Here is a 24,732-nt window from a genome sequence, read left to right as displayed (position 1 = left end):
GTTTGCCGCACATTTGTGACGGCTTCGAAACCTTCCGTGATTGCACCACCATTGCGTAACGCCAAGCGCCTTGTATGACAGGCACATGGAAACATTTCTGCTTCAGGCTACGATTTATCTAGGCGCCGCTGTCATTGCGGTGCCTTTTGCTGCCCGCCTCGGTCTTGGCAGCGTGCTTGGCTATCTGGCCGCCGGTATCGTGATCGGTCCCCTGACGGGATTGGTCGGGACAGAGGCGAAGGACATCCAACACTTTGCCGAGTTCGGCGTCGTGATGATGCTGTTCCTGATCGGGCTAGAGCTAGAGCCGCGCGCCCTGTGGGATATGCGCGGACGCTTGATCGGCCTTGGCGGCCTGCAAATCGTGCTAACGACGGCCATCGTCACCGGCGCGGGCATGTTTCTGGGCTATCCGATCCAGACCTCGCTGGCGATTGGCCTGATTATGGCGCTGTCGTCGACGGCCATCGTACTGCAGACCCTGTCGGAAAAGGGGCTGATGCAAACGGGGGGCGGGCGATCTGTCTTTTCGGTCCTGCTGACGCAGGATATTGCCGTGATCCCGATGCTGGCGCTGCTGCCGCTGCTGGCGGTGGCTGGCAATAAACTCAGCATCGCGCCCGATGGATCGCTGGTGCGAAACCTTGGCGAAGACAGCCACGCTGCCCTGTCCCTTGTCGACGGGCTGCCCGGCTGGGGCGTCACGCTTGTCACGATCGGTGCCGTCGCCGCCGTCGTGCTGACCGGCGTCTACCTGACGCGCCCCGTGTTCCGCTACATCCACCACGCGAAATTAAGGGAAATGTACACCGCCCTCGCCCTGTTGATGGTTACCGCGATCGCCGTGCTGATGGGCACGGTCGGCCTGTCACCTGCGCTTGGTACCTTTTTAGCGGGCGTCGTGCTGGCGAACTCTGAATTCCGGCACGAGCTGGAAAGCGACCTAGAGCCGTTTAAAGGCCTGTTGCTGGGCCTGTTCTTTATCACCGTTGGCGCAGGCATTAACTTTGCCCTGCTGGCGGCGCAGCCCGTGCGGGTTGCGACCTATGTCATCGGCATCATCGTGATCAAAGGCGCGGTGCTTTATGCCCTGTCCTTCCTGTTCAAGATGCGCGGCAAGGATCGCTGGCTGTTCACCCTTGGCCTTGCGCAGGCCGGGGAATTTGGCTTCGTGCTGATCTCTTTCTCTGACCAACAAGGCGTGCTGCCCGGCAGTCTGTCGGAAATGCTGCTGCTGGTCATTGCCCTGTCGATGCTGGTCACGCCCGCGCTGTTCATCGGCTACGACTGGCTGTCCCGCCGCATGGATGACAGCGAAGAGCATGAACACGACGAGGTCGACGAGCAAGGCGCGGTCATCATCGCGGGCATCGGCCGCTTTGGCCAAATGGCGAACCGGCTAATCCAATCCGCTGGCTTTTCCACCGTCGTGATCGACAACGACCTGCCAGCCGTTCAGATGATGCGGAAATTTGGCTATCGCGGTTTCTTTGGCGATCCCACCCGCCCCGATCTGCTGGCCGCTGCCGGAATCGACGACGCCCGCGTGATGCTGGTCGCCATCGACGACAAAGACATGGCAACACGCCTTGTCGCCTATGCCCGCAAGGTGCGGCCCGATCTGCACATCATCGCCCGCGCCCGTGACCGGGTGCATACCTACGAGCTTTACGCCGCTGGCGCAGACGACATCGTGCGTGAAATGTTCGACAGTTCCTTGCGGGCAGGCCGCTATGCGCTGGAAAACCTTGGCCTTACGGACTTCGAGGCCGCCGAGGCGGAAACGCTGTTCTATCACTCTGACCGCGACATGGTCCGCGATCTGGCCAAGCTGTGGAAGCCGGGCGTGCCGATTGCCGACAACCCCGACTATATCGCCCGCGCGCGGCAGCTGAACAGCGATCTTGAAACCGCCCTCGCCGCCCGCGCCCAGAACCAAGAGACAGAAGAAAAAGAGCGTCTTTTGCCCCGCCGGCCTGGCGACACCTCTTCTGGCGGCAATAGCTAGCCTGCGCTGACGGCCGCTTCGGCAAAGGTCGCCATATCCGAATGGCAGGCGGCAGCGGCTTTGACGATGCTGATCGCCAGCGCAGCCCCCGACCCTTCGCCAAGGCGCAGGCCCAGCTGCAACAGCGGCGGCTTGCCCAAGCGGTCCAGCAACGTAGCATGGGCCGCCTCGGCGCTTTGATGACCCGCAACCGCATGATCCAGCGCGCCGGGCACCGCAGCGGCGAGTGTCGCGGCAGCCGCGCAGCAGATGAACCCGTCAAGGATCACCGGAATGCCGTCCACCCGCGCCCGCGCGATGGCCCCCGCCATGGCAGCGACCTCGCGCCCGCCAAGGCAGCGCAGCGCCTGCAACGCATCCGTGCCTGCTGCCGGGTTGGCACCAAGCCCGCGCGCGACAACATCGGTTTTGCGCGCAAGACCCGCATCATCAACGCCCGTACCGCGCCCCGTCCAAGCGGCCGGGGTGCCGCCATACAGCGCATAGGCAATCGCCGCCGCCGATGTTGTATTGCCGATCCCCATTTCGCCCACGACCAGCAGGTCCGTCGCCGGATCAACTGCATCCCACCCAGCGGCTAGGCCTGCGACAACCTCTGCCTCGGTCATCGCCGGGCCTTGGGTGAAATCCTGCGTCGGGGTGTCCAGATCCAGCGGCACGACATCAAGGCGCGCGCCGCAGGCCTTCGCAAGCTGGTTTATGGCCGCGCCGCCGCCTTGGAAGTTTCCGACCATCTGCGCCGTCACCTCTGCCGGAAAGGCCGAGACGCCCTGCGCGCAGATGCCATGATTGCCCGCAAAGATCACGATCTGCGGCGCGGCAATGCGCGGTCTGTCCGTGCCCTGCCACCCGGCCAACCACAGGGCCAAATCCTCTAGCCGGCCAAGGGCACCGGGCGGTTTGGTCAGCTGGCCGTTCCGCGCGGCTGCCCCATCGACTGCGACCTGATCGGCCCGGGGTGCAGCGGCAAGAAGGCCACGAAAATCGGTAAGCGTGGTAAATGGGGCAGTCATGGTCGTCCTCGTTGCGGTTCGGTCCCGACCTGTCTAACCATAAGCGGACGAAAGAAAACCCTGTTCGATGGACACGCCTTTGCCCCGTACTGACGCACTGATGACCCTTGGCGATTTGCCCGCCGCTCTTGGCCTGCTGACGCGCCTGCCGGTGCGCGTCAACACCGCCAACGCCACAGCGCGCGGCGCGCGGGCGGCTTGGGCGTGGCCGCTCGCCGGAGTCGCGGTGGGCGCGATCGCAGCCGGGGCTGCGGCAGCGGCAATGTGGTGCGGTCTGCCCCTTGGGGTCTGCGCCCTGCTCTTAATCGCGGTTCAGATGATCGTAACCGGTGCGATGCACGAAGACGGGCTGGCCGACAGCATCGACGGCCTCTGGGGCGGCTGGGACAAAGACCGCCGTCTTGCGATCATGAAAGACAGCCAAATCGGCACCTACGGCGTGCTGGCACTGCTCGTGTCAGTCTTGCTGCGGTGGATGCTTTGGATCACGCTTTTGGACACGATGCTCTGGCCTGCGGCGCTGGCCATCGGCGCAGTATCGCGCCTGCCCATGATCGCGCTGGCCTTCGTCCTGCCCCACGCGCGTGGCAATGGACTGAGCCATGCCGTCGGCCGCCCGGCCTTGCCAACGCTTCTGGTCGCAACGGGCGTCGCGCTGGGTGCCGCCCTGCTTTGCCTTGGCTGGGCGAGCCTGCCCGCGATCATCATAATCACGGCGACATCCGCCGCTTGGGCGCTGATCGCCCGGCGCAAAATTGGCGGCCAAACCGGTGATATCCTTGGCGCATCCCAGCAAATCGCCGAAATCACAGCCCTCATGGCCCTCGCCACGCTGGCCTAACCGCTTCTTCTGGTCAAAAATACCTCGGGGGACGGCGCAGCCGGGGGGCAGCGCCCCCGCACCCTTACCCTTTACAGGCCAAAGCCCGATCAAACGCACCCGGCCCAACCGGTCCTAAATCACGCACCAATGCCGTGCCCGCATCGATCTGCACCGCCAAAACGCGCGACCAGTCGGGCGCGGCGACGACAGCTTCGGTCACACCGTCGCAAATGCGAAACCCGCCGCTGATCTCTCGTTCGCCAATGCGGTGGTTGGTCAGATTTGGCACGCGGTAGGCCTCAGCCAAATCCGCACCATCAAAGCGCCAGACCCGCAGCACCCGCGCCAGATGCGGGCGGTCGATATAGGCAACCTCGATCCGGCCATCGCCGTCGATATCACCCGCGCCAATCGGCGAAAGCCATCGGTGCGTCTGTCCGATATAGGGTGTCTGAGCCAGCAAAGCCAACGCGCCGCTGCGCATCCCATAGATCACCAGTTGCGCACCCTGCGTCAGGCTCGTGCGCACGGCGATGACTTCGGTTTGGCCATCCCCGTCTAGATCAGCCAGACGCGGGGCCGTGTCCTCGAACACATGGCCCGCGCCCGCTGCGATCCGAATGTCGCAATCCCCAGCAGCTGCGATCCGCAGCGTTGCCGCTTCAATCGCGTCACCAAGGATGCCGTGATCGTAAATTGTCGTGGGGTCGTCGTACCAGGCGCGCGTGATATCGCCGCCCGGTGCCACCGCCACGCTGCCTGACAGCGCAGCAGGCGGCGGTGGTGGGTTCTGGCAGGCCGCAGCAAGGCTCGCGTGCATGACAAGCAAACCTGCGGCGACCACGACCCGCATCAGATCTGCTTTTCAGGCATCTGCACGCGCAGGCCGTCCAAAGCGTCAGAGACTTTCAGCTGGCAGGTCAGGCGGGACAGCTCTGGGTTCGGCTTGTAAGCGAAATCCAGCATGTCTTCTTCCATCGCGTCCTTGGGCTCTAGCTTGTCAGCCCACGCTGGATCGACATAGACGTGGCACGTCGAACAGGCGCAGGCGCCGCCGCAGTCGGCCTCGATCCCCGGAATGCCGTTGTCGCGGGCACCTTCCATGACAGTCATGCCATTCGCCACGTCGACGACGTGCTCTTTGCCGCCGTGCTCTACATAGGTAATTTTCGCCATCGTCTTATCCTTTCGCGCCTATCAGCTTTGCCCCGATAACTAAGGGAATGGGGCTGGCCCTGCCAGTCACAAATGCACACGGCCCCGCCCTGCCCCACAATGGCGTTTGACCTGCACCGCCGACGCTTTAAGACGGACTGCGAAGGAGTCCCGATGCACCGCTTTTTACCATTCGCCCTGTTGCTGTCCGCCTGCACTCCGCTGCCGCCGCAAAGCGGCACTGGCACGGCACCGATCATCGTGTCCCTTGGCGATATCGAAACCGATGCAAAGGGTCGCTGCTTTGCCCGCACCGAAGGGCCGACGCAGACCAATATCATTAGCGAATTGATCGAAGTCGCGCCCGAGACGCGCGACGCCGCGGGCACTGTCATCAACCCGGCCGTCTTTCGCACAATCACCCGGCCGCAGACCGTTAAGGTCGGCGAAGGCAGCCGGTTCGAAACCGTTTGCCCGCCAGTTTACACGGCGGCTTTTGTGTCGACGTTGCAGCGCGCCTTGCTGATCCGCCGCGCCTATGACGGGCCGATTACGGGGCAATATGACGCGGCCACCAGCCTTGCTGTGCAAAGCTATCAGCGCCGCAGCGGCACGGACAGTCCGCTACTGGCGACTGACATCGCCCGCGACCTTGGGATTCTGGCAGTCCCCCGCAGCTAAACAAACGCAAAACGCCGCCCCCTTTCGGGGACGGCGCGCGTTTGAAGCTTAGCTAGATTTATTCGCTGTCGGTTTTATCCTCTAGCGCCAGCGCAAGAAAGCGCGGGTTGCCGTCGCGGCGGACCAGCAAAAGCAGGGATGTCTGACCCGCCTCAACCGCGTTATCGATGCGCGCTTGCAGCTCTTCCACGGTCGTCACGGCCTGTTGGCCCGCGTCCGTGATCAGATCGCCCGGTGTCAAACCTTTGCCTGCGGCGTCCGACGCGGGATCAACATCAGTGATCACCAGACCCGGACGGTCGTCCAAGCTGAACTCTTCGACAAGTTCCGGCGTGACGGGCGACAAGGTCAGGCCCAGCATTTCCGCGCCTGCGTCAGCGGGTTCAGGTGCCTCTTCGGACGCTGGGAAAGCGGTCGCTTCGTCCGTCTCGCGGCGGCCAAGGGTCACTTCCATTGCGGTTTCTTCGCCGCCCCGCAGCACTTGCAGCGGGATCGTCGCGCCCACGGCAGAGTTGCCGACCATGCGCACCAATTCGCGCGTATCAGCAACTTCGGTGCCGTCATAGGACAGGATCACGTCACCGGCCAGCAGACCGGCGTCTTCGGCTGGACCCGCTGGCACGTCGGTGATCAGCGCGCCGCGTGCGGTGTCCAGCCCGTCAATGGCGCTGACCATGTCGGGCGTGACGTCCTGAATGCGCACGCCCAGCCAACCACGACGGGTTTCGCCGAATTCCTGCAGCTGATCGACGACGTTTTCCACGACCTGCGACGACATCGCAAAGCCGATACCGATGGACCCGCCATTGGGCGACAAGATCGCGGTGTTCACGCCGACGACTTCGCCGTCCATGTTGAACAGCGGCCCGCCCGAGTTGCCACGGTTGATCGCCGCGTCAGTCTGGATGTAGTCGTCATAGGTGCCAGACAGCGCGCGGTTGCGGGCGGACACGATACCGGCAGAGACAGAAAAGCCCTGCCCTAGCGGGTTGCCCATCGCCATGACCCAGTCGCCGACGCGGGCCCCGACGCCATTGCTGTCGCCAAATTCCACGAACTGCAGCGGGCTGTCGTATTCAACCTTTAGTACGGCGATGTCGGTGTTCGGATCAGTGCCGACCAGCGTGGCGGGCAGTTGCGCAGCAGGCTGGCCATCGCCGGGAAAGAACTCGATCTCGATCTCGTCCGCGCCTTCAATCACGTGGTTGTTGGTGACGATATAGCCGTCCGCCGAAATCACAAAGCCAGAGCCAAGCGCGCTTGATCTGCGGGGCTGGCCGCCGGGGCCGTTTTCCAGATCGTTAAAGAAATCCTCGAACGGGGACCCTTCGGGCACGATACCTTGCGGCATTGTGCGTTCGGCCACGGTGGTGGAGGTGGTGATGTTTACGACGGACGGGCTGACCTGAGCGGCCAGATCGGCAAAGGTCAGCGGCCGGCCAGCAACGGCGCCCGGCAGGGCCTGTGTCGTTTCCGCAGTCGTGGTTTCGGGGTTCACCTGCGCAAATCCGGGCAGCGACTGCGACAGGATCAAGGCGGTGGTCAGGGCAAGGCCGGACAACATGTAACGGGGATCGGCGAGTGTTAAGACTTTGGCCTGTGACCTCACGGGGCGGACTCCTTGTTGTGTTGCGCAGGGCAGCGTTGACACTGAACCTAGGGCGCAAACCTGAGAGCGCAAAGTCTCAATGTAAAGGGTGAACGGATCGTGACTTTATGTCCCAATCAATGCCGCAAGCCATAACAAGGCGGCACCTGTCGCCAGCACCGCCAGCCCGACAAGGCGGCGTTCCGGCAAACCCAAGCTGCGCAGGGCTGCCAGCATGTCTTCGATAAGCGAAGGGGCCAGTGCGTACACCAGCCCCTCGATCAGCAGAACAAGGCCAAGGCCTGTTAATGCCAGTGCGATCATGCGCGCGTCAGTTCGACGCGGCAGGTGCCGGTGCCGCTGGGGCCCGCGCTGCATTATCGTTTGCGGCCTGACCCTGATCCGATTGCAGATAGTTAAAGAACTCTGAATTCGGGGACAGCACCATGGACGACCGGCCAGAGGCGGCAAAGCGCTCGTAGGCGGTCATGGAACGGTAGAATTCAAAGAACTCTGGGTCTGCGCCAAAGGCTTCGGCAAAGATGCCGTTACGCTCGGCGTCGGCCTCACCGCGTGTGACCTCGGCCAGACGGTTCGCCTCTGATGTGACCTCGACCACGGTGCGGTCTGCGGCTGCGCGGGTCCGCTGGGCGGCCTCGTTACCGCGTGCGACTTCGTCTGCGGCTTCACGGTCACGTTCCGCAATCATCCGCTCGTAGGTCGCGTTCAGGTTTTCTGGCGGCAGGTCCGTACGCTTCAAACGCACGTCGATGACCTCTAGACCCAAGCTGCGCGCCTCGGTGATTGCGTTGTTGCGGATGCGCAGCATCAGCGCGGCGCGGTCGGTGGACAGGATGTCGTTCGACGCAACCGTACCCAGCACGTTCCGGGTGGTGTCGCGCAGAATGCCGTCCAAGCGACGCGCTGCGACCTCTTCGCCGCCCGCGCCAACAGCCTGACGGAACTGGCGCACATCGGCGATGCGGTAGCGTGCAAAGGCATCGACGACCAAGCGGCGGTCATCGGATGGCGTGACTTCCAGCGGGTCCAGATCACGGGACAAGATGCGGTCGTCATAGCGCACGACGTTCTGGATAAACGGGATCTTAAAGGCAAGACCCGGCTCTTCTTTCACTTTCACGATCTGACCAAATTGGAGCACCAGCGCTTTTTCACGCTCGTCCACGATAAACACCGAGGAGATAGCCACAAACAGCACGACAACGAGGACGGGGAGTAGGAAAATAGATTTCCGCATTAGTTTGTCCCTTCGGTCGTTTGCGTCTGAGGACGGTTAGAGCCGCCGCCCAGTTGGTTCAGCGGCAGATATGGCACGACGCCCTGCCCGCCTTGGGATTCGTCAAGCAGGATGATGTCCAACTCTCCTAGAACCTTTTCCATGGTTTCCAGATACAGCCGCTTGCGCGTCACCTCTGGGGCTTTTTGGTATTCCGTCAAAACGGCCGAGAAACGGCTCGCCTCACCAGAGGCTTCGTTCACAGTCTGCGCGCGATAACCTTCGGCTTGCTCGATAGTCTGAGCCGCTTGACCGCGTGCCTCGGCCTCGACCCGGTTGGCATAGGCGTCAGCGACGTTCTGCAACCGGTCGCGTTCCTGCTCGGCGTCCTGCACCTTGCGGAAGGATGCAATGACGGGTTCGGGCGGATCGGCCTTGTCAAAGTTGACACGGATGATGTTCACGCCGGACTGATAGCTATCAAGCGTGCTTTGAATCTCGCTTTTCAGGCGTTCAGCAATCGAACCGCGATCCCGGTTTAGGATCGGTGCCAGCTGGCTTTGCGCGATGATTTCACGCATCACAGATTCAGATACAGCCTCGATCGTCTGTTCGGGATCGGCAAGGTTGAACAGGAAAAGCTGTGGATCAAGGATGTTCCACACAACCTGAAAGTCGATGTCGACGATGTTTTCGTCGCCCGTCAGCATCAAGCCCGCGTCCAAGCCGGACCGGCTGGTGCCGATATCGATGGACCGCTCTGACGTGACCGCCAGCACTTCACGCGTGACGATAGGCCAAGGCGCAAAGTTCAGGCCGGGGCCGTTGGTGGACATGTAATCGCCCAGCAGCAGCTCTACCGACTGTTCTTCTGGCTTGACGGTATAGATGGATGCCATGCCCCAAAGCACAGCCGCCGCCAGCACGCCAAGGCCAATGGTGCCGCGCGTCAGTGCCGGACCATTGCCGCCGCCCGTGCCGCCGCCGCCCGTGCCGTTGCCGCCGCCGCGTCCGCCCATCAGGACCCGCAGCTGTTCGCGGCCTTTGTTCATCAGCTCGTCGATCTCAGGAATTTGTGGCCCCTCGCCAGTGCGACGTGGTGGACGCGGCGGAGGGTTGGACCCATTGCCGTCGTTCTTACCCTGATTATCGTCGCCGCCGCCCCCCCAGGGGCCCCCGTTATTGCCTGCCATCGTGTGTCAGTCTTCCTTGATGTTACGATCCTGTTCGGACCCGTCAGTCTTTAGATCGGGCCAATGGCCCGATAATTCAAGTTGTCCGCACCGGTGTCTTCATCGTGACCAGTTCTTCGCCCATGGTTGGGTGGACGGCGCAGGTGCGGTCGAAATCTTCTTTTGTAGCGCCCATCTTGATTGCGATGGCCACCATCTGGATCATTTCGCCCGCATGGTCCGCGACGATGTGACACCCCAAGATCTTGCGGGTTTCGGTGCTGACAATCAACTTCATCAACACACGCTGGGGTGTATCCAAAAATGCAGTCTGCATCGGGCGGAACGCGGTGGAATAAACCTCGACGCTTTCGCCGCGGGCGATGGCGTCGTCTTCGGTTTCACCAATCGTGCCCAGTTCTGGCTGGGTGAACACGGCGCTGGCGATCAGTTCATGATCGACAGGCGTCGGGTTGCCCTTAAAGACGGTTTCGACAAAGGCCATGCCTTCGCGGATCGCAACGGGCGTCAGCTGCACGCGGTTGGTCACGTCGCCGATGGCATAGATCGACGGCACATTGGTTTGGCTGAACTCATCCACGACGATCTCGCCTTGGCGGCCAACATCGACGCCAGCCTCGTCCAGCCCCAGCCCCTTGGTGTTCGGGGCGCGGCCCGTGGCGAACAGCACGTGGTCGAATACCTTTTCGTCGCCGTTTGTCGCACGGGTCCAGATTGGGCCAGCGGCGCGGGCGTCGGTAAAGCTTTTGGGGTTACCGCCGAGCGGGTTCGTGCCACCAGCGGCCGCGTCAGACCCAGCTGGGACGCGGCCCTTGGGGGCCTGATCGGCAGCGCAAAGCTCTGTGATGGTGGTGCCAGTATGCAGATCAATGCCCCGGTGGCGCATCGATTCCGCCAAAAGGCCGCGGGCTTCGTCGTCGAAGCCTTTCAGGATCTGCGCGCCGCGGTGATACATCGTCACCTTCACGCCAAGGCCCGCCATGATGCAGGCAAATTCGCAAGCGATGTAACCGCCGCCGATGATCAGCAGCGTTTCGGGCAGCTTTTCCAGCAGGAACATGTCGTTGGACACAAGGCCCAGATCGCCGTTTTCCATGTCGGGGCGCACAGGGTGGCCGCCGGTGGCAATCAGGATGTGCTTGGCAGTAACAGATTTGCCGTCACCCAGTTTGACCGTATGCGCGTCCGTGACCGTCGCGCGGCAGTCGTGGATTTCCACGTTAGAACCGTTCAGCAGCTTGCGATAAACGCCTTCCAGACGGTCCAGTTCGGCGTGCAGCTTGCCGCGAAACTTGTCCCAGTTGAAATCGCCAATGGTGGCGTCCCAGCCATAACCCTGCGCCTCTTCGACCTTTTCAGCATAGGTGGATGCGTAGACCATCAGCTTTTTCGGCACGCAGCCGCGAATAACGCAGGTGCCGCCCATACGGGACTCTTCGGCCAAGGCGACTTTTGCACCTGTCTGCGCTGCCACACGGGCTGCACGCACACCGCCAGAGCCACCACCAATAACAAAAAGATCGTAATCGAAAGACATGTGCAGGCTCCGCATTGCAAATTTCAGTCGCAACCTAGCCGCAACCGGTCCGAAAGGCCAACGCCCCCTACCGGAAAAGTGAGCGCAATGCAGATCAGTTTGACAAGAACGGAATCGGCAGACCTGCCACATTGGCCAGCAGCACAAAATTAAGCGTCAGCACCACCGTAGCGGCAAGGATCGCAAGGGATTTCAATACCGGACCGATAGTGAAGGCCCCCATCACGGATCGCTTGGACGAGAAGATCACCAGCGCGATCATCGGGATTGGCAAGGCGATGGACAGTACGACTTGGCTGGCCACCAGCGCCGTCGTCACGTTTACACCCATCGCCACGACGATAAACGCGGGCAGCATGGTCACGACGCGGCGGATCAGCAGCGGGATCCGCAGGCGGATAAAGCCCTGCATGATCATCTGCCCCGCCATGGTGCCTACCACGGATGACGACACGCCGCTGGCGATCAGCGATATCAGGAATGCCGCCGCCGCCATCCCGCCCAGCAAGGGTGTCAGGGTGTGATAGGCGGTCTCGATCTCGGCGACCTCTGGGTTGCCAGCGTGAAAAGCGCTCGCCGCCATCATCACCATGGCGATGTTGATCATGCCCGCGATGGCAAGCGCCACGACGACTTCGACGTTGGAAAACTTCAGCACACGGGCGCGTTCAGTGTCGTTCTTAATCTGCACACGGTTCTGCGTCAGGCCAGAATGCAAATAGATCGCATGGGGCATCACCGTTGCACCGATGATCCCCACGGAAATCGTCAATGCCGCAAGGTCCGGCATCTGCGGAATAATCGCGCCGCGCGCGGCCTCGCCCCATGCAATCGGGGCGATGAACAGCTCTGCCAGATAGCAAAGCCCGATGACGCCCACCAGCGTGCCGATCAGCAGCTCCATCGGGCGAAAGCCGCGATTTTCCACCAGAAGCAAGGCATAGGTCACGATGGCGGTGATCCCCATTCCGGCCATCAGCGGCATATTGAACAGCAGCGCCAGACCAATGGCACCGCCCAGAAACTCTGCCAGATCGGTCGCCATGGCGGCGATTTCCGACACGATCCACATCGCAATCACCACTGGACGCGAAAACCCATCGCGGCAGTGTTCGGCCAAGTTCTTGCCCGTCACAATCCCCAGCCGTGCTGACAGCGCCTGAAACAGCATCGCCACAAGGTTCGCCATCACCACGACCCACAGCAGGGCATAGCCATAGCCCGCCCCCGCCTGAATGTTCGTCGCGTAATTGCCCGGGTCCATATAGGCGACGGACGCGATGACAGCAGGCCCGGCAAAGACCAGCCATGACCGCGGCCCGCGAATGCGGCCGGCCAACACATCATTCATGCGCTGCGACGTGCGATCGGTCAGGGATGTGCTGGGCGTGGACATATGGGCAGCCTGCCTTTTGCGAACGATTCGCAGCAATCTATGCACCCGCCCGTTGCAAACTGCCAGCGCCGCCTGCTTGTCTCTGATCTGTCATCTGATTATAGGACATCGTTTCATAGTTCCCGGCGAAAGGCCCCCGCAATGCAGACGCCTTATTACTTGATCGACAAAAGCCGCCTGCTGCCGAATCTGCAAAAGATTGCTTGGCTGACAGAGCATTCCGGTGCCAAGGCTCTGCTGGCGCTCAAATGCTTTGCGACCTGGTCGGTGTTCGATCTGATCTCTGAATACCTTGACGGTACCACGTCGTCGTCCCTGTTCGAGGTAAAGCTGGGCCGCCAACATTTCCGCGGCGAAACCCACGCCTATTCCGTGGCTTGGGCCGATCACGAGATTGATGATGTCCTGCGCAACTCCGACAAGGTGATCTTTAACAGCATCGGGCAGTTGTCCCGCTTTGAAGAGGTATCGCGCGGCCATACCCGAGGCCTTCGGGTCAATCCCGGCGTGTCGACATCGACCTTTGATCTGGCCGACCCGGCGCGCCCGTTCAGCCGCTTGGGCGAACATGACCCGGCTGCGATTGAAGCGGTGATCGACCAGATCAGCGGCTTTATGTTTCATAACAACTGCGAAAACGGCGACTTCGACCGCTTTGACGCGATGCTACAAGGGATCGAGGATCGCTTTGGCCATCTGATCGCGCAGATGGACTGGATCAGCCTTGGCGGCGGCATCCACTTCACCGGCGAAGGTTACCCGCTCGAAAAACTGGCCGCGCGGCTCAAAGCCTTTGCCGATACCTATGGCGTGCAGGTCTACCTTGAACCCGGCGAGGCGGTGATCACAAACTCCACCACGCTGGAAGTCACCGTGCTGGACACGCTGCACAACGGCAAAAACCTTGCCATCGTCGACAGCAGCACAGAGGCGCATATGCTTGATCTGCTGATCTACCGCGAAAGCGCCAAAATCGCACCGAACGCCGGACCAGAGGACTGGATGATCTGCGGCAAGTCCTGCCTTGCGGGCGATATCTTTGGCGAATTCAAATTCCCCGCCCCGCTGGCTGCCGGCGACCGCATTAGCATTCAGGACGCGGCTGGCTATACGATGGTCAAGAAGAACTGGTTCAACGGCGTGCAGATGCCGTCCATCGCGATCAAGGAACTGGACGGCACTGAACGCCTTGTCCGCGCCTTTTCTTACGACGATTTCGCCGCGGCGCTGTCCTAAGCGCCCTTCACCCACCCAGACGACAGGGGATGTTACCGATGAAGAAGAACGTTCTAATTATTGGCGCCGGCGGCGTGGCTCAGGTTGTGGCGCATAAATGCGCGCAGAATAATGATCTGCTGGGCGATATTCACATCGCCAGCCGCACGGTGTCGAAATGCGATGCGATCATCGCCTCTGTCCGTGAAAAATCCGCGATGAAGGTGGACGGCGTTTTGCAGGGCCACGCCCTGGACGCGCTGGACGTTAATGCGACATCCGCCCTGATCCGGGACACCGGCAGCCAGATTGTGATCAACGTCGGCTCTCCTTTCGTGAACATGTCGGTGCTGGACGCCTGCATCGCCACGGGTGCCGCCTATATCGACACCGCGATCCACGAAGAGCCGGGCAAGATTTGCGAAACGCCGCCGTGGTATGGCAACTACGAATGGAAAAAGCGCGAGATCTGCGCCGAAAAAGGCATCACCGCGATCCTTGGCTCGGGCTTTGATCCGGGCGTTGTGAACGCCTATGCGCGCTATGCCATCGACACATTTATGGACACCGTGACCGCCATCGACATCGTCGACATCAACGCGGGCAGCCACGGCAAATACTTCGCCACGAACTTCGATCCGGAAATCAACTTCCGCGAATTCACGGGCACGGTTTATTCGTGGCAGTCCGGCGCGTGGCAAGAGAATGAGATGTTCGAGGTTGGTCACGACTGGGACCTGCCCGTCGTCGGCACCCAGCGCGCCTATCTGTCCGGCCATGACGAGGTGCATTCGCTGTCCGCCAACTACCCGGACGCCGACGTGCGGTTCTGGATGGGCTTTGGCGCGCATTACATCAACGTCTTCACTGTGCTGAAAAACCTTGGCCTGCTGTCCGAACAGCCCGTCACCACGGCCGAAGGGCTAGAGGTCGTGCCACTGAAGGTCGTCAAAGCCTGCCTGCCCGACCCCGCGTCGCTTGCGCCGAACTACACCGGCAAAACCTGCATCGGTGATTTCGTCAAAGGCATCAAAAACGGCCAGCCGGTTGAAGTCTTCGTATACAACGTCGCCGACCACGCCGAGGCCTATGCAGAGGTCGGATCCCAAGGCATTTCCTACACCGCAGGCGTGCCGCCCGTCGCAGCTGCCTTGCTGGTCGCAGACGGCACTTGGGATGCGAACGCGATGAAAAACATGGAAGAATTGCCGCCCGCCCCGTTCCTGGCCCAGCTGGACCGCCTTGGTCTGCCGACCCGGGTAAAGGACGAAAACGGCGACCGTCCCTGGAACGCCTAAAAGGCGAAGGGGGCGATCACGCCCCCTTCGTCACATCTAAATTGGCAAACACGACCTGCCCTCCCCCTTCTTCTGGTTAAAAATACCTTGGGGGTTTGGGGGCAAAGCCCCCAAGCGGTCGCCTGAGCGCAGCTCAGGCGAAACCGGATCAGTCGCCCAGATCAGCGAAAATATTACCATCATCCAGAAAGTCGTAACGCGTCTCATCAACTTCGCCTTTGTTGATGTCATGCACTTCGACCCGGCCATCGCCGTACCCGGTAATCACGATGTCACAGATGTCGATGAAAAGCCCGTTTTCAACGATGCCCGGGATCTGGTTCAGGACAAGGCTCAACTGACGCGCGTTTCCGATACGGTTCAGGTGCAAATCAAGGATGTGGTTGCCCTCGTCCGTGATAAAAGGTGCCTGACCGTTCATGCGCAGGCTGGTCGTTGCCCCCATGACGTCCATGCCCACCAGCGCTTCTTCGACCAAGGCTTTTGATGTTTGCCAGCCAAAGGGGATCACTTCGATCGGCAGCGGGAAAGCCCCCAGCGTTTCGACCTTTTTGGATGCGTCAGCGATGACAATCATCTGATCGCTGGCGGTCGCCACGATCTTTTCCTGCAACAGCGCCCCGCCGCCACCTTTGATCAGGTTCAGCGCGCCGTCATATTCATCCGCGCCGTCGATGGTCAGATCCAGCCAGCGGGCCTCGTCCAGGGAAATCACCTCGATGCCGACGTCGCGGGCCAGTTGCGCGGTGCGCGTGGATGTTGGCACGCCTTTGATCTTCAGGCCCTCGTCACGCACCAGCTCGCCCAAGCAGCGCACCAGCCATGCGGCGGTGGACCCGGTACCAAGGCCCAGCTTCATCCCTGATTCGACATAGTCGCAGGCGCGTTTTGCGGCGACGTATTTCGCCTTGTCGATGGGGGACAGGTCAACGGGCATGGCGTGGCTCCTTTAAAACACGGGCGCGTTATAGGCGGCGCAGGGCCTGCATGACAGGGGCAATTGCGCCGTTACCGCAAACACATGGCGAATTAAGAAACCGGCCCGCGCGGAACTCTTTCGCTTTGGCCTTCGTTACTGAAATAACGTCTGAAAGGTTTTGAATATGTTGCAACAGCCCGCGACCCGCCGCCGCGCAATGACTGGGATGGGCAACACCACCGCCCTCAAAGGGATCGGCACCGCCCTGCCGGCGCATGAACTGGCGCAATCCGACGTGCTGGACCAAGCGCGCGCGCTGCTGGCGCCCAAGTATCCCTTTTTTGAAAAGCTGGTACCAGCGTTTGAAAACGCTGGCGTTGATAAGCGGTACAGTGTGATGCCGCTGGACTGGTTCGCCGCGGATCACGGCTGGGCTGACCGCGGCGCGGCCTATATGACCGGGGCCAAGGCGATGTTCATCGCCGCCGCTACCGATGCGCTGCAGGCGGCTGGCATCAGCGCCGACCAAGTCGACACCATCGTCACAGTCTCATCCACCGGCATCGCAACCCCCACGCTAGAGGCGCAGGCCCACGCAGAAATGGGCTTTCGCCGCGATGTGCGCCGGGTGCCGGTGTTCGGTCTGGGCTGCGCGGGCGGCGTGTCGGGCTTGTCCATCGCCCGGCGCTTGGCCGCTGCAGACCCCGGCAGCACCGTCCTGATGGTCGCGGTCGAGGCATGTTCCCTGTCCTTCCGGTCCGACCGTCTGCAAAAGGCCGACGTGATCGCCACCGTGCTGTTCGGCGACGGTGCGGCGGCGGCTGTGATCGGCGCAGGCTCTGGCTCTGGCGCGGCGGGCGAAGTCACCCTGCACGAGGGGCACGAGCATCTATTCCCGGACACCCTGCCGATCATGGGCTGGGACGTGGATGAAACCGGGCTTGGCGTGATCTTTGACCGCTCTATCCCCAGCTTCGTCACCGACGAATTCCGCCCCGCCATCGCATCCATGCTGCAAGAGGCGCAGCTGGACCTAAGCCAGATCGACCGTTTCGTCTGCCACCCCGGCGGCACCAAAGTGGTCGAGGCGATCGAGGCGACGATGGACCTGCCCGCAGGCGCACTGGACGCGGAACGCGCGACCTTGCGTGACTATGGCAATATGTCCGCCCCGACTGCGCTGTTCGTGCTGAAACGTGTGCTCGCCGCTGGGCAGACAGGCAAGCTGGCGCTTTGCGCGCTGGGGCCGGGCTTTACCGCAGCCATGATGCCGCTTACGGTCGCGCCATGACAACCGGCACATTCCTCTTCCTCGCCTTCATCGTCGTGCAGCGGCTAGGAGAGCTCGTGATCGCCCGGCGCAACACCGCCCGCTTGATGGCCCTCGGGGCCTATGAGGTCGGTGCAGGTCACTATCCCGTCATGGTCGCCCTGCACTCTGCTTGGGTACTGGCGCTGCTGGTCTTTGGCTGGAACCAGCCGCTGCATATGGGCTGGCTGGCGTTTTATGCCGTGTTGCAGGTGTTTCGCGTCTGGATCCTAGGCACGCTGGGGGCGCGGTGGACCACGCGGATTATCGTGCTGGACGAGCCGCTTGTCGTGCGCGGTCCGTTCCGGTTTATCCCGCATCCCAATTATACTCTTGTCGTGCTGGAAATCATCGCAGCCCCAATGGTGCTGGGCCTGACATGGGTGGCCGTGGTCTTTACCGTGCTGAACGCCGCGATGCTGTATCACCGCATCGGTGTCGAAGACGGCGCGCTGCGCGGCACGGGTCGCCATGCGGCTGGCCCTGCGCGCCGTTAAAGCGTCGCTTTCGGACTGACGCGGGCTGCGGCTTTGGATAGGGTTGGCGCATGGAATCTGTGTGCCTTCATTATGCCCCCGACAATGCCTCGCTTTGTGTGCGGCTTGCTTTGGAATTTGCGAACCGCCCGTATCGTACTGCTCTGGTCAACCGCGCCGCTGCGGGTCAGCGCAGCGCGTCTTATCTGCAGCTGAACCCGGCGGGATTGATCCCGGCGCTGGAAACGCCCAGCGGTCCGATCTTTGAAACCGGCGCGATCCTGCTCTGGCTCGCTGACAGCGCGCCCGGCACTTTGATGCCTGCGCCGGATGCGCCCGGGCGCGGCGCGGCGCTCAGCTGGCTGTTTTGGATGTCGAACACGCTGCACCCGACGCTGCGGACGCTGTTCTATCCCGAACAATACCTGCCCGCCGCCCCGTCCAGCCTGCGTCACGCGGCAAAGCATAGGCTTGCCAGCCATCTTGATTTGCTAGAGGCAGAATGGTCCCCCGATCATGTGGCGCAGATGTGCTATCTTGCGCCGATGCTGCGCTGGCCCGCGCTTTATGGCGGCCCGGCCGGGTGGTATGATTTGGGCAACTGGCCCCGCCTGCATCTATTTGCGCAGGTGTTCGAGCAAATGCCCGCCACAAAGCGGGCGGCTGCGGCCGAGGGCCTTGGTGCCACACCGTTTTCCGCGCCGCACCACCCAATCCCACCAGAAGGCAGCCCCACCTGATGTTCGTATCCGTCTTCGACATGTTCAAGGTCGGGGTCGGCCCGTCGTCGTCCCATACCATCGGTCCCATGGTCGCCGCCGCGCGGTTCCTAGATCATTTGCGCGCGCAGCCCTTTGCCGTGGCGGGCGTCCGGGTGTCGCTGCACGGATCGCTGGCCTTTACCGGCGTGGGTCATGCCACCGACCGCGCCGTGATCCTTGGCCTGACCGGCATGCGCGCCGATGCCTATGATGCCGACATCGCAGAGGCCGCGTTGAAGCAGGTCAAGCAGACCGCACAGGTCGCGCCTATGGGCCTGCCAGTGCTGCGGTTCCATCCTAAGGATGACTTGATCTTTGACTACGGCCCCGCCCTGCCCGGTCATGCGAATGGCATGATTTTCAAAGGCCTAGATAGCCAAGGTGACACGGTTACCCAGGTGACTTACTATTCCATCGGCGGCGGTTTCGTCCTGACGGAAGCAGAGCACGCCGCAGGCCGTGACGGCGACAGTGGCCCGCCCATCCCTTATCCGTTCAGCACCGCCACGCAGATGGTCCAGATGGCCGAAAGCAGCGGCAAATCCATTGCCCAGTTGAAACGCGACAACGAACGCAGCCGCCGCACCAGCCCTGACCTAGACGCTGGCCTACAGAATATCTGGTCGGTCATGTCGGATTGTATCGACCGCGGCCTTGCCACAGATGGTATCCTGCCCGGCGGGTTGAAAGTACGCCGCCGCGCGCGCGGCATTCATCAGGCCCTGCTGGCAGAGCGCGGGATGAACCAGCCTGCGCCTCATACGATCAACGATTGGATGTCCGCCTATGCCATGGCGGTGAACGAGGAAAACGCCGCTGGCGGCCGCGTCGTCACTGCGCCTACCAATGGCGCGGCGGGGGTTATTCCCGCAACAATCCGCTATTGGCTGGACCACGTACCGGGGGCAAGCGCCGCTGGCGTGCCTGATTTTCTGCTGACAGCGGCCGCGATTGGCGGGCTGATCAAGTTCAACGCCAGCATATCCGGCGCGGAATGTGGCTGTCAGGCAGAGGTCGGCTCTGCCGCCGCCATGGCCGCTGCGGGCCTGTGCGCTGTGCTGGGCGGCACCCCGGCGCAAATCGAAAACGCGGCAGAGATCGCGCTGGAGCATCATCTTGGCATGACCTGCGATCCGGTGCGCGGGCTGGTGCAGGTGCCTTGTATTGAACGCAACGGTCTGGGCTGCATTAAGGCCGTCAGTGCCGCAAGCCTCGCGCTGCGCGGCGACGGTGTTCATCTGGTGCCGCTTGATGCCGCAATCGAAACAATGCGCCAGACCGGCGCGGATATGAGCGACAAGTATAAAGAGACCGCCCTTGGCGGCCTTGCCGTCAACGTGCCGAACTGCTGACCTGCGCCAAGACGCATGCAACCACCGCGTCGCATTCCGATAGCGGCAAGGTCAGCAGGACCGGGCCAGTCACATCAAACGTCACCGCAGGCTGCGCCACCGCGTTAGAACTGCTGACCAAACCGTCCGGTGCCATTGCGCGGGACGCCAGATCCCACCTTAGCCCATCGCTGCTAACCTGCGCTTGGCCCAGCGGCAGAACGCCCGCCCGCAGGCCGGGCGACAGGTGCCACGTGCTACGCCCCTGCGGCAGCAAGACACAGACATCATCCTGCGACACAAGAATCACGTGATGTGCCCGCAGCCGCGCCAGCGTGCCCAGCACCGCAAGCGTATGATCCAGCCGCCCGCCCAAAAATCCCGTCGCCATTATCAGCGGTGCCACGATTCGCGTCAGACATTTTTCGAAATCCGTGCTATCCTGTTCCGATACACGGTGCAGCCCACTGGCAAAGGCCGCGCCGGCCGCAACGCTTAGCGAATCCATGTCGCCAATCACCGCGATCGGCGTCAGCCCATGGCGCAGCGCATGGTCGGCCCCGCCGTCAGCGGCCACCACGGATGGCGCAACCTTTAGGCAGATGTTAAGCTGACTGTTGTCTGTATCAGCACCACCAAGCAAAGTGATTGGGGACGAGATGTGAACAATCGGGTCAAACATGGCGTATTGTCTCTTTTTTGTGGACCTGCCTTGAAAGTGCCACGAAATCAACCCGCCAGCACCGCCGGACTGTTCCGATTTGCGAACCAATTGCTGGTAAACAGGCTGTCACTAGGACTGGCAAAAAGCGAGCGAAATCATGGTTGAGTCGAGCAAGATTCTTACCGTTTCCTATGGCACCTTTTCGTGCACGTTGGAGGGATTTGAAGATTCCTTCTCTACGATGAAGGCGATTGCAGAATATTTCCGCGATCTGGCCGCAGGGGACCGTTATTTTGGGGCTGAACCCCCTACCCCCGATGCAGAAATGCTGACGCGGATCGCAGAGCGCGAGATTTCGCGCCGTGTTGATGTGCGATCAAGCGAGACGGGCATTGTTTTGCGCGCCTCTGAACCGGCCGCAGTGCCGATGCAGGTTGCAGCGCCGATGGCAGCTGCCGCGCCTGCACCCGCACCAACCCCGGCAGCGCCGACGCCTGCACCTGCACCTGCACCCGTGCAGGCTGAAGTCGCCGCGCCAAGCGTTGCGGATGCACCAGCAGCAGTCGATGCGCCCACAGCCGATGCGACCGCGGCTGACAGCGACGAATCGCCCGTCATGCCCCCCGCGCCGCGCCGTCCGGTTGAAACGGACACCATGCGTGAAAAGGCAATTGCAGCGGCCCGCGATGCAGCCCCGGTCGAGGCTGTGGCACAGCCCGCCGCACCCCGCACCGAGCCCCCTGCCCATCCCGATTCGGAAAGTGTCGCAGCCAAGCTGCAGCGCATCCGTGCGGTCGTCGGCGGCGTGAACCCCGCCAGTGCACCCTCTGCCTTTGTAGAGGATCTGGAAGAGACGGCCCCGGTGGCTGGCGCGCCCGATCAACTGGAAACACCAGTCGAAACGGCAGAGCCTGCGCCAAAAGCCGAAACAGCTGCGGTAGAAGCCGTCGCTGAGGCCGAACCTGAGACGGACGATATCGTTGCGGATGACACCAGCGACGCTGATGTATCCGGCGACGAGGCGACGTCTTTGGACCAGGACGATGCGGAAACGGATACGGCGGAAGTTGAAGCGTCTGCACCTGTGGCAGAAGCTAAGCCAGACGAAGCTGAGCCAGACGCGGCACCCACCGCCGAGGCGGACGAGACTGACGATCAGATCAGTGCCGTTCTGCGCAATCTGCAGCGCGCGGGCCTGCGTACAACGCAAGCAGATGCGTCCCCCGAAGAGGCAGAAGCGGCCACCGCTCCTGCTGCGCCACGTGGCCGCATTCTGCGCGTCACACGTCGCCAGCGCCCGGTTGAGGCAACTGAGGCTGTCGCGACGCTGACCGCTGCGGATATTGCACAGCTGGCAACTGAAAAGTCGGAAGCCGCGGATCAGGCTACGCCGAAAGAGGACGACGATGCCTCTGCCGCGTCAACCTCGGTTGCGGCGATGATGGCTGCAACGCAAGACGCGCCGCAAGCGCAGGTCGACGTAGCTGATCTGGATGAAGCCGTTGATGACACGGCTGAGCTGTCCGACGACCGCGATGATGCGGCATCGACGATGATGCTTGATGACGCAGATGATATGTCGGATTTCGATACGCAGGCTGCGGATAGCACCCTGTCCGACGATGACGAGGCCGATCTGCAGCGCACCCTTGCGGCCCTGCGCCATGAGGATGATGCCGACACCGATACCGCGCCAGAAGTGGAACCCACATCAGAAGTGGAAGCCGCCCCAGCCGCAGAAACGACACACAAGCTGCGCCGCGACCCGCTGCCCGACACGTCAGAGGCAGAAATGTCGCGGATTATGTCGCAAGCGAACGAAGAGCTGGCCGATCCAGAAGCAAGCCGTCGCCGCAATGCGATTGCCCAGCTGAAGGCTGCTGTCGCCGCGACAGAGGCGGCACGCCAACTGGGTGAAACCGGTGACAAGCGGGCCGAAGCAGAGGATGTGTTCCGCGAAGATCTGGATCAGGTTGTCCGCCCCCGGCGTGCCCCGCGTGCCGAAGGCACATCCGATCGCGGCGAACGCGCCCGTCCTGCTCCGCTGAAGTTGGTGCCAAGCCAGCGTGTCGATCTGGAAAAGGAACTGGCGCAGGACAAGGCCGACGGCCCGGTCCAACCGCGCCGCGTGGCAACCGCCGCCCCTGCGCCCACCCAAGAGGCCGGCAACTTTGCCGAGTTTGCAGAGAATATGGGCGCGACAAGCCTGCAGGACCTGCTGGAAGCCGCTGCCGCCTACACCGCATTTGTGGAAGGCTCGGAGGACTTCTCTCGTCCGCATATCATGCAAAAGGTGCGCCAGACTGTGTCAGAGGACTTCTCTCGCGAAGACGGTCTGCGGTCCTTTGGCACCTTGCTGCGCCAAGGCCGGATCGAGCGGGTCCGCAATGGCCGCTTTGCCGTATCTGAACGGATCCGGTTCAAGCCAGAGGCAATGGCCGTCGGCAGCTAACCTGCCCGGCAGATGCACAAACAAAAAGGCGGGGGTGAAAACCCCCGCCTTTTTTCATGTCAGTGACCGATTGAAATCAGTCTTTTTCGTCCGGATCGGCCTGACCTATCCCTTTGAATATGCTGCGGAACGGATAGGCCCACAGAATGCCAAGACCGACGTAGATCGCCAGTTCAAGGAGGAACGATGGCCTGTCCAGCGTCGACGTGATGGTCACGGCGACAATCATGTAAGTCGGCAAACCCAGCACCAAAATCAGCAGCGCCCAGCGTTTGCGCGCCTTGTAGCTTAGATTGGCGAACCAGCCGTTCATCGTGCGGCGAACGGGTCGGTGACAAGGATCGTGTCCTCACGCTCTGGCGAGGTCGACACAAGCGCGACGGGGCAATCAATCAGCTCTTCGATGCGGCGGACGTATTTGATCGCCTGCGCAGGCAGATCGTTCCACGACCGGGCCCCTTCGGTCGATTCGGACCAGCCGGGCATTTCTTCGTAGATCGGCTTGCAACGTGCCTGTTGGTCTGCGGCGGTCGGCAGATAGTCCAGCACGGTGCCGTCCAGATCGTAACCAGTGCAGATTTTCAGCGTCTCAAACCCGTCCAGCACATCCAGCTTGGTCAGGGAAATGCCTGACACGCCAGAGGTCGCGCAGGTCTGACGCACAAGGGCCGCGTCAAACCAGCCGCAGCGCCGCTTGCGGCCCGTGGTGGTCCCGAATTCATGGCCGCGCTGGCCCAGCTTTTCGCCGTCGGCGTCCAGCAGTTCGGTGGGGAACGGGCCTTCACCGACGCGCGTGGTATAGGCTTTGACGATGCCCAGCACGAAATCAATCGCGCCCGGTCCGACGCCCGTACCAGTCGCAGCTTGGCCCGCGATCACGTTGGACGAGGTCACAAAGGGATAGGTGCCAAAGTCGATGTCCAGCAGCGCGCCTTGCGCGCCTTCAAACAGGATCCGCTTCCCCTCTTTGCGCTTGTCGTTCAGCACTTTCCAGACGGGGGCCGCGTAAGCAAGAATCGCAGGCGCGATCTCTCGCAGCTGCGCCAGCACCTCGTCCCGGTCGATCGGCTCTAGGCCCAGACCCCGGCGCAGCGCATCGTGGTGCACCAGCGCGCGGTCAATGCGCAGTTCAAGTGTGGCCGGATCGGCCAGATCGGCAACCCGAACAACGCGGCGGCCGACCTTATCTTCATAGCACGGCCCGATGCCGCGGCCGGTGGTGCCGATCTTGGCGACGCTGGCCTGATTTTCGCGGGCGCGGTCAAGTTCACCGTGGAACGGCAGAATCAGCGGTGTATTTTCCGCGATCATCAGGTTTTCTGGATTAATATCAACGCCCTGCGCGCGGATCGTCTCGATCTCTTTCAGCAGGTGCCAAGGGTCAAGAACGACACCATTGCCGATGACGCTCAGCTTGCCGCCGCGGACAACGCCGCTGGGCAGCGCGTGCAGTTTGTAGACCTTGCCATCGATCACAAGGGTATGGCCCGCATTGTGCCCCCCTTGAAAGCGGGCGACGACATCGGCGCGCTCGCTCAGCCAATCAACGATCTTGCCTTTACCTTCGTCGCCCCACTGGGCGCCAACGACGACAACGTTTGCCATGATACTTGTCCTATTACGGAAATTCCGCTGTCCGCTATATGCGCCTTGGGGCAGGCATGAAACCGAAAAAG

The 24,732-nt window shown here is 62.0% G+C and carries 23 protein-coding genes; 10 read left to right on the top strand and 13 right to left on the bottom strand.

Going from position 1 to position 24,732, the window contains the following annotated elements; all coding sequences use genetic code 11:
* Nucleotides 1–85: 85 nt before the first annotated feature.
* Entirely contained in the window at nucleotides 86–2,008 is a 1,923-nt protein-coding gene (locus KBW81_RS04515; protein WP_090188202.1) for a cation:proton antiporter domain-containing protein, read from the top strand.
* On the opposite strand, the gene cobT is transcribed toward KBW81_RS04515, so the two are convergent.
* Nucleotides 2,005–3,021, bottom strand: a complete 1,017-nt coding sequence (gene cobT, locus KBW81_RS04510; RefSeq protein ID WP_254248492.1) for a nicotinate-nucleotide--dimethylbenzimidazole phosphoribosyltransferase — start codon at nucleotides 3,019–3,021, stop codon at nucleotides 2,005–2,007. The genes KBW81_RS04515 and cobT overlap by 4 nt on opposite strands.
* A 79-nt stretch (nucleotides 3,022–3,100) precedes the next feature.
* On the opposite strand from cobT, the gene cobS reads away from it, so the two are divergent.
* On the top strand, nucleotides 3,101–3,862 hold the full coding sequence (gene cobS, locus KBW81_RS04505; protein WP_254248491.1) for an adenosylcobinamide-GDP ribazoletransferase: 762 nt from the start codon (nucleotides 3,101–3,103) through the stop codon (nucleotides 3,860–3,862).
* A gap of 64 nt (nucleotides 3,863–3,926) precedes the next feature.
* Here the strand turns inward: cobS and KBW81_RS04500 are convergent, their stop codons facing one another.
* The gene (locus tag KBW81_RS04500) at nucleotides 3,927–4,697 is read right to left on the bottom strand and encodes an FG-GAP repeat domain-containing protein (RefSeq protein ID WP_254248490.1); all 771 of its coding nucleotides are present in this window, start codon (nucleotides 4,695–4,697) and stop codon (nucleotides 3,927–3,929) included.
* The gene (locus KBW81_RS04495) at nucleotides 4,697–5,020 is read right to left on the bottom strand and encodes a 2Fe-2S iron-sulfur cluster-binding protein (protein ID WP_090188190.1); all 324 of its coding nucleotides are present in this window, start codon (nucleotides 5,018–5,020) and stop codon (nucleotides 4,697–4,699) included. The genes KBW81_RS04500 and KBW81_RS04495 overlap by 1 nt, the downstream gene beginning before the upstream one ends.
* 153 nt (nucleotides 5,021–5,173) lie before the next feature.
* Here KBW81_RS04495 and KBW81_RS04490 point away from each other — a divergent pair, with 153 nt between their 5' ends.
* Nucleotides 5,174–5,680, top strand: a complete 507-nt coding sequence (locus KBW81_RS04490; protein WP_254248489.1) for a peptidoglycan-binding domain-containing protein — start codon at nucleotides 5,174–5,176, stop codon at nucleotides 5,678–5,680.
* A 58-nt stretch (nucleotides 5,681–5,738) separates the two neighbouring features.
* Here KBW81_RS04490 and KBW81_RS04485 read toward each other — a convergent pair whose 3' ends face one another.
* From KBW81_RS04485 to KBW81_RS04460, 6 genes are all read right to left on the bottom strand, one after another.
* Nucleotides 5,739–7,244, bottom strand: coding sequence for a Do family serine endopeptidase (locus tag KBW81_RS04485; protein ID WP_254249002.1), 1,506 nt, complete (start codon nucleotides 7,242–7,244; stop codon nucleotides 5,739–5,741).
* Nucleotides 7,245–7,394: 150 nt separating this feature from the next.
* Entirely contained in the window at nucleotides 7,395–7,592 is a 198-nt protein-coding gene (locus KBW81_RS04480) for a DUF2065 family protein (protein ID WP_175499227.1), read from the bottom strand.
* 7 nt (nucleotides 7,593–7,599) lie between these two features.
* Nucleotides 7,600–8,526, bottom strand: coding sequence for a protease modulator HflC (hflC, locus tag KBW81_RS04475; protein WP_254248488.1), 927 nt, complete (start codon nucleotides 8,524–8,526; stop codon nucleotides 7,600–7,602).
* Nucleotides 8,526–9,698: an FtsH protease activity modulator HflK gene (gene hflK / locus KBW81_RS04470; protein ID WP_254248487.1), complete on the bottom strand. Its 1,173-nt coding sequence runs from the start codon at nucleotides 9,696–9,698 to the stop codon at nucleotides 8,526–8,528. Before hflK ends, hflC begins: the two co-directional genes overlap by 1 nt.
* 76 nt (nucleotides 9,699–9,774) lie before the next feature.
* Complete coding sequence (locus KBW81_RS04465; RefSeq protein WP_254248486.1) at nucleotides 9,775–11,235, bottom strand: FAD-dependent oxidoreductase; 1,461 nt, start codon at nucleotides 11,233–11,235, stop codon at nucleotides 9,775–9,777.
* 94 nt (nucleotides 11,236–11,329) lie between these two features.
* Complete coding sequence (locus KBW81_RS04460) at nucleotides 11,330–12,631, bottom strand: Nramp family divalent metal transporter (RefSeq protein ID WP_090188173.1); 1,302 nt, start codon at nucleotides 12,629–12,631, stop codon at nucleotides 11,330–11,332.
* A gap of 141 nt (nucleotides 12,632–12,772) precedes the next feature.
* On the opposite strand from KBW81_RS04460, the gene KBW81_RS04455 reads away from it, so the two are divergent.
* Nucleotides 12,773–13,867, top strand: coding sequence for a carboxynorspermidine decarboxylase (locus tag KBW81_RS04455; protein WP_254248485.1), 1,095 nt, complete (start codon nucleotides 12,773–12,775; stop codon nucleotides 13,865–13,867).
* Between the two features lie 38 nt (nucleotides 13,868–13,905).
* Nucleotides 13,906–15,144 (top strand): saccharopine dehydrogenase family protein, encoded by a 1,239-nt coding sequence (locus KBW81_RS04450; RefSeq protein ID WP_254248484.1) that lies wholly within the window; start codon nucleotides 13,906–13,908, stop codon nucleotides 15,142–15,144.
* Nucleotides 15,145–15,292: 148 nt separating this feature from the next.
* On the opposite strand, the gene rpiA is transcribed toward KBW81_RS04450, so the two are convergent.
* Entirely contained in the window at nucleotides 15,293–16,081 is a 789-nt protein-coding gene (rpiA, locus tag KBW81_RS04445; RefSeq protein WP_090188168.1) for a ribose-5-phosphate isomerase RpiA, read from the bottom strand.
* 166 nt (nucleotides 16,082–16,247) lie between these two features.
* Here rpiA and KBW81_RS04440 point away from each other — a divergent pair, with 166 nt between their 5' ends.
* The 4 genes from KBW81_RS04440 to KBW81_RS04425 are packed head-to-tail and all read left to right on the top strand — an operon-like array spanning nucleotide 16,248 to nucleotide 19,961.
* A complete protein-coding gene (locus KBW81_RS04440; protein WP_254248483.1) occupies nucleotides 16,248–17,354 on the top strand; it encodes a type III polyketide synthase in 1,107 nt (368 codons plus the stop codon).
* Nucleotides 17,351–17,869 carry an isoprenylcysteine carboxyl methyltransferase family protein gene (locus KBW81_RS04435; RefSeq protein ID WP_254248482.1) on the top strand — a complete coding sequence of 173 codons (519 nt, stop codon included), beginning with the start codon at nucleotides 17,351–17,353 and terminating at the stop codon, nucleotides 17,867–17,869. Before KBW81_RS04440 ends, KBW81_RS04435 begins: the two co-directional genes overlap by 4 nt.
* A 50-nt stretch (nucleotides 17,870–17,919) precedes the next feature.
* Nucleotides 17,920–18,588: a glutathione S-transferase family protein gene (locus tag KBW81_RS04430; protein WP_090188163.1), complete on the top strand. Its 669-nt coding sequence runs from the start codon at nucleotides 17,920–17,922 to the stop codon at nucleotides 18,586–18,588.
* Nucleotides 18,588–19,961, top strand: a complete 1,374-nt coding sequence (locus KBW81_RS04425; protein ID WP_254248481.1) for an L-serine ammonia-lyase — start codon at nucleotides 18,588–18,590, stop codon at nucleotides 19,959–19,961. The genes KBW81_RS04430 and KBW81_RS04425 overlap by 1 nt, the downstream gene beginning before the upstream one ends.
* On the opposite strand, the gene KBW81_RS04420 is transcribed toward KBW81_RS04425, so the two are convergent.
* Nucleotides 19,942–20,622 (bottom strand): thiamine diphosphokinase, encoded by a 681-nt coding sequence (locus KBW81_RS04420; protein ID WP_254248480.1) that lies wholly within the window; start codon nucleotides 20,620–20,622, stop codon nucleotides 19,942–19,944. The two genes, KBW81_RS04425 and KBW81_RS04420, sit on opposite strands and share 20 nt — an antisense overlap.
* A gap of 223 nt (nucleotides 20,623–20,845) precedes the next feature.
* Here KBW81_RS04420 and KBW81_RS04415 point away from each other — a divergent pair, with 223 nt between their 5' ends.
* Nucleotides 20,846–23,056 (top strand): hypothetical protein, encoded by a 2,211-nt coding sequence (locus tag KBW81_RS04415; RefSeq protein ID WP_254248479.1) that lies wholly within the window; start codon nucleotides 20,846–20,848, stop codon nucleotides 23,054–23,056.
* Nucleotides 23,057–23,132: 76 nt separating this feature from the next.
* Here KBW81_RS04415 and KBW81_RS04410 read toward each other — a convergent pair whose 3' ends face one another.
* Nucleotides 23,133–23,369, bottom strand: a complete 237-nt coding sequence (locus tag KBW81_RS04410; RefSeq protein WP_090188153.1) for a DUF2842 domain-containing protein — start codon at nucleotides 23,367–23,369, stop codon at nucleotides 23,133–23,135.
* Complete coding sequence (locus KBW81_RS04405; RefSeq protein ID WP_090188151.1) at nucleotides 23,366–24,661, bottom strand: adenylosuccinate synthase; 1,296 nt, start codon at nucleotides 24,659–24,661, stop codon at nucleotides 23,366–23,368. The genes KBW81_RS04410 and KBW81_RS04405 overlap by 4 nt, the downstream gene beginning before the upstream one ends.
* Between the last annotated feature and the right edge of the window lie 71 nt (nucleotides 24,662–24,732).

This window comes from Loktanella salsilacus (genome assembly GCF_024206795.1).
GTDB classification, from domain to species: Bacteria; Pseudomonadota; Alphaproteobacteria; order Rhodobacterales; family Rhodobacteraceae; genus Loktanella; species Loktanella salsilacus.
The sequence above is the reverse complement of the archived record's forward strand: the minus strand, read 5'-3'. Positions and strand labels throughout refer to the sequence as shown.

What these genes read in the sequence shown, in the direction of transcription:
- KBW81_RS04515 (WP_090188202.1), top strand. Translation starts at nt 86, where the DNA reads ATGGAAACATTTCTGCTTCAGGCTACGATTTATCTAGGCGCCGCTGTC.
- cobT (WP_254248492.1), bottom strand. Translation starts at nt 3,021, where the DNA reads ATGACTGCCCCATTTACCACGCTTACCGATTTTCGTGGCCTTCTTGCC.
- KBW81_RS04500 (WP_254248490.1), bottom strand. Translation starts at nt 4,697, where the DNA reads ATGCGGGTCGTGGTCGCCGCAGGTTTGCTTGTCATGCACGCGAGCCTT.
- KBW81_RS04495 (WP_090188190.1), bottom strand. Translation starts at nt 5,020, where the DNA reads ATGGCGAAAATTACCTATGTAGAGCACGGCGGCAAAGAGCACGTCGTC.
- KBW81_RS04490 (WP_254248489.1), top strand. Translation starts at nt 5,174, where the DNA reads ATGCACCGCTTTTTACCATTCGCCCTGTTGCTGTCCGCCTGCACTCCG.
- KBW81_RS04485 (WP_254249002.1), bottom strand. Translation starts at nt 7,244, where the DNA reads ATGTTGTCCGGCCTTGCCCTGACCACCGCCTTGATCCTGTCGCAGTCG.
- KBW81_RS04480 (WP_175499227.1), bottom strand. Translation starts at nt 7,592, where the DNA reads ATGATCGCACTGGCATTAACAGGCCTTGGCCTTGTTCTGCTGATCGAG.
- hflC (WP_254248488.1), bottom strand. Translation starts at nt 8,526, where the DNA reads ATGCGGAAATCTATTTTCCTACTCCCCGTCCTCGTTGTCGTGCTGTTT.
- hflK (WP_254248487.1), bottom strand. Translation starts at nt 9,698, where the DNA reads ATGGCAGGCAATAACGGGGGCCCCTGGGGGGGCGGCGGCGACGATAAT.
- KBW81_RS04465 (WP_254248486.1), bottom strand. Translation starts at nt 11,235, where the DNA reads ATGTCTTTCGATTACGATCTTTTTGTTATTGGTGGTGGCTCTGGCGGT.
- KBW81_RS04460 (WP_090188173.1), bottom strand. Translation starts at nt 12,631, where the DNA reads ATGTCCACGCCCAGCACATCCCTGACCGATCGCACGTCGCAGCGCATG.
- KBW81_RS04455 (WP_254248485.1), top strand. Translation starts at nt 12,773, where the DNA reads ATGCAGACGCCTTATTACTTGATCGACAAAAGCCGCCTGCTGCCGAAT.
- KBW81_RS04450 (WP_254248484.1), top strand. Translation starts at nt 13,906, where the DNA reads ATGAAGAAGAACGTTCTAATTATTGGCGCCGGCGGCGTGGCTCAGGTT.
- rpiA (WP_090188168.1), bottom strand. Translation starts at nt 16,081, where the DNA reads ATGCCCGTTGACCTGTCCCCCATCGACAAGGCGAAATACGTCGCCGCA.
- KBW81_RS04440 (WP_254248483.1), top strand. Translation starts at nt 16,248, where the DNA reads ATGTTGCAACAGCCCGCGACCCGCCGCCGCGCAATGACTGGGATGGGC.
- KBW81_RS04435 (WP_254248482.1), top strand. Translation starts at nt 17,351, where the DNA reads ATGACAACCGGCACATTCCTCTTCCTCGCCTTCATCGTCGTGCAGCGG.
- KBW81_RS04430 (WP_090188163.1), top strand. Translation starts at nt 17,920, where the DNA reads ATGGAATCTGTGTGCCTTCATTATGCCCCCGACAATGCCTCGCTTTGT.
- KBW81_RS04425 (WP_254248481.1), top strand. Translation starts at nt 18,588, where the DNA reads ATGTTCGTATCCGTCTTCGACATGTTCAAGGTCGGGGTCGGCCCGTCG.
- KBW81_RS04420 (WP_254248480.1), bottom strand. Translation starts at nt 20,622, where the DNA reads ATGTTTGACCCGATTGTTCACATCTCGTCCCCAATCACTTTGCTTGGT.
- KBW81_RS04415 (WP_254248479.1), top strand. Translation starts at nt 20,846, where the DNA reads ATGAAGGCGATTGCAGAATATTTCCGCGATCTGGCCGCAGGGGACCGT.
- KBW81_RS04410 (WP_090188153.1), bottom strand. Translation starts at nt 23,369, where the DNA reads ATGAACGGCTGGTTCGCCAATCTAAGCTACAAGGCGCGCAAACGCTGG.
- KBW81_RS04405 (WP_090188151.1), bottom strand. Translation starts at nt 24,661, where the DNA reads ATGGCAAACGTTGTCGTCGTTGGCGCCCAGTGGGGCGACGAAGGTAAA.